This window comes from Aminobacter sp. P4_H6_2 (assembly GCF_056400805.1).
On sequence record NZ_JBFUKO010000648.1, the window covers coordinates 1 to 2,914 of the forward strand.

Here is a 2,914-nt window from a genome sequence, read left to right on the forward strand (position 1 = left end):
CTGACCAACAGGCAGGGCTCGGTTGGCAGCGATATCGGCGGCGATGGCACCGTCACCGTCACGGGGCACGATGGCGCGGGCAATGCCTCCACCTGGACCAACACCGATTTTCTCTATGTCGGCCGCCAGGGCACCGGGACACTCAACATCCTCGATGGCGGGGTCGTGACGGATACCAGTGGCTATATTGGCGGCAGCTCGGGCGGCGTAGGTGTTGTGACTGTGTCGGGCGACGATGGCTTTGGCAATGCCTCCACCTGGACCAATCAATACAACCTGCATATTGGCGAAGAGGGGAGCGGCACATTGCACGTTACCCACGGCGGCCGGATCGAGACGAATGGCCGGATCAACATTGGCAATTTCGGTCAGGGCGAAATTGTCATCTCGGACAGCTCCACAGTCTCAAGCTACGACGCGATCATTGGCGTCGCCGAATATGGGGTGGCGCTGCTGACATCGGGCGGGTCCTGGACCATGACGGACCAGCTTACGATTGGCTTGGGCGCCCAAGGCGTTTTGCGGATCGAGGACGGTGCCCAGGTGATCAGCAAGCAAGGCTATGTGGGTGCCAATCCCGGTGGCCACGGCAACGTCACCGTGACAGGCGCGGGGTCGATTTGGCAGATGACCGGCTCCAATCTCACCTTGGGCAACTACGGCGTCGGTGCCATGAACATCGAAGACGGCGCCCGGGTTTTTGCGCTTAACTGCGTCTATCTGGGCATATCGGATGGGGCGGCAAGCGGCACGCTGAATGTGCTGGGCACCCCGGGTGCGCGCGGGGTTCTGGAAACCAATGGTTTCCGCGGCGGCGTGGGCACGGCAAATGTCACCCTGGATGGCGGCATCGTTCGGACCACCAGCGACAATGCGACTTTCTTCCGCAATTATGGCGCTCAACAGGTCACCCTGGGCACCGCAGGCGGTATCATCGATACCAACGGCCACGATATCGACATCGCCCCCGAAATGACCGGCGCGGGCGGCCTGACCAAGGATGGTCTGGGTACGCTGACCTTGACAGCGGCAATAGCTATGTCGGCGGTACGACCATCGCCGCCGGCACCTTGCAACTGGGCGATGGCGGCACGAGCGGCAGCATAGTCGGCAATGTCGCCAATAGTGGCATTCTGGCCTTCGATCGGTCCGACATGGTGACCTTCGGCGGCACGATCACCGGCACGGGTGGCGTCCGGCAGATTGGTACCGGCCAGACCACGCTCACCGCCAACAATTCGGGCCTCTCAGGCGTGTCTGGGGTGTATGACGGCATCCTGTCAATCAACGGCATCCTCGGGGGAACCCTGGACGTCGTCGGCGGACGCCTGCAAGGCACTGGCCAGGTCGGCGCCACCACAAATTTCTCCGGCGGCACCATCGCCCCGGGTAATTCGATCGGTACCCTGACTGTGGCGGGCAAATTATGCCGGCAATGGCGGCACACTTGAGATCGAGACGGTTCTGGGCGACGACAGCTCGGCCACGGATCGGCTTGTCGTGACCGGCGATACGTCCGGCAGCACCAATGTCCGCGTCATCAATCTCGGCGGCGCTGGCGCACAGACAAACGAAGGCATCAAGATCATCGATGTCGGCGGCCAGTCCGGCGGCAACTTCACTTTGCGGGGCAGCTATACCTTCGAAGGTGACCCAGYCGTGGTTGCCGGAGCCTACGCTTACCGTCTTTATCAGGGCGGTGTGAGCACACCGGCAGATGGTGATTGGTATCTGCGTTCAGCCTTGCTCAATCCCGGTACCATTGGCCCACTCTATCACGCCGGCGCACCGGTCTACGAGGCCTATGCCGCTGTGCTGCAGAGCTTCAATACACTCGACACGCTGCAACAGCGCGTCGGCAATCGTTCCTGGGCCGCGGGCATGATCGACACCGGTGCCATGGTTGACGGTGCTGGCGCCAATAGCGGCGTCTGGGGCCGGATTGTAGGGCGCCAGATGCACGTGGACCCCAGGTCCTCCACGACCGGCACCGACTATGATATCGACACCTGGCAATTGCAGGCCGGGGCGGATGGTCAACTCTACGTCGGAGAGGACGGAAGTCTGCTGGGCGGCCTTTCCCTGCGCTATGGCACCATTGCTGGCGACGTTGCCTCGATCTTTGGAAACGGAACGATCCGCAGCAGCGGGTACGGTTTTGGCGGCTCGCTGACCTGGTACGGCTCGAACGGCTTCTATCTCGATGCCTAGGCAAACCTCACCTGGTATGACAGCACGCTCTCGTCCTCCACCGCAGCAACCAGGCTGGTCTCAGGCAATGGCGGCTTCGGCTATGCACTTGGTCTGGAAGCAGGTCAGCCGATAGCGCTGGACCCAGATTGGTCGGTGACGCCACAGGTCCAGCTGATCTATTCCGGCATCAACTACGATCCATTTACCGACGTCTTTGGTGCCGCGGTGTCGCTCTCCGATGGAAATGATCTCAAGATCCGTCTTGGCGTTTCAGCCGACTACCAGAATGCCTGGACAGATGACCGCGGCGCAACCAGCCGCATCCATGCCTATGGCATCACCAATCTCTATTATGACCTCATGCCGCAGGCCACTACCGTGCTTGCTGCGACCCCCCTCGTAAGCGAGCAGGAAAGCCTTTGGGCTGGCCTCGGTCTTGGCGGCTCATACGCGTGGGGAAATGACAAATATGCTCTCCATGGGCAAGCCACGGTCGACACCAGCCTGATCAATTTCGGCCGCAGCTACGGTATTTCCGGCACAGCCGGTCTCACCGTCAAGTTCTAGGCGCCCATTGTGATGCCGGGTCCGATAGTAGGTAAGCTGGGCTCCAATGTGACCTGACGGGTGGGGGTTGCAAGCGAGTTCACGACAGGCATCCGCCGCATCGTGTTTCAAGATGCTGATCAGAATCGCGCCAGTCACACCTTTTGGACAGGTT

Annotated in this window: 1 protein-coding gene and 2 pseudogenes; all 3 read left to right on the top strand. The window is 61.1% G+C overall.

Features of this window, described 5'->3' with window-relative positions; translation table 11 throughout:
• Positions 1 to 1,107, top strand: a pseudogene (locus AC1DUU_RS28030) (autotransporter outer membrane beta-barrel domain-containing protein); the annotation flags it as partial.
• Positions 1,071 to 1,451, top strand: coding sequence for a hypothetical protein (locus AC1DUU_RS28035; RefSeq protein ID WP_476786614.1), 381 nt, complete (start codon positions 1,071 to 1,073; stop codon positions 1,449 to 1,451). The pseudogene AC1DUU_RS28030 and the gene AC1DUU_RS28035, both read left to right, overlap by 37 nt.
• A gap of 13 nt (positions 1,452 to 1,464) precedes the next feature.
• Positions 1,465 to 2,760: pseudogene (locus tag AC1DUU_RS28040) on the top strand (autotransporter family protein).
• The last annotated feature ends 154 nt before the right edge of the window (positions 2,761 to 2,914 follow it).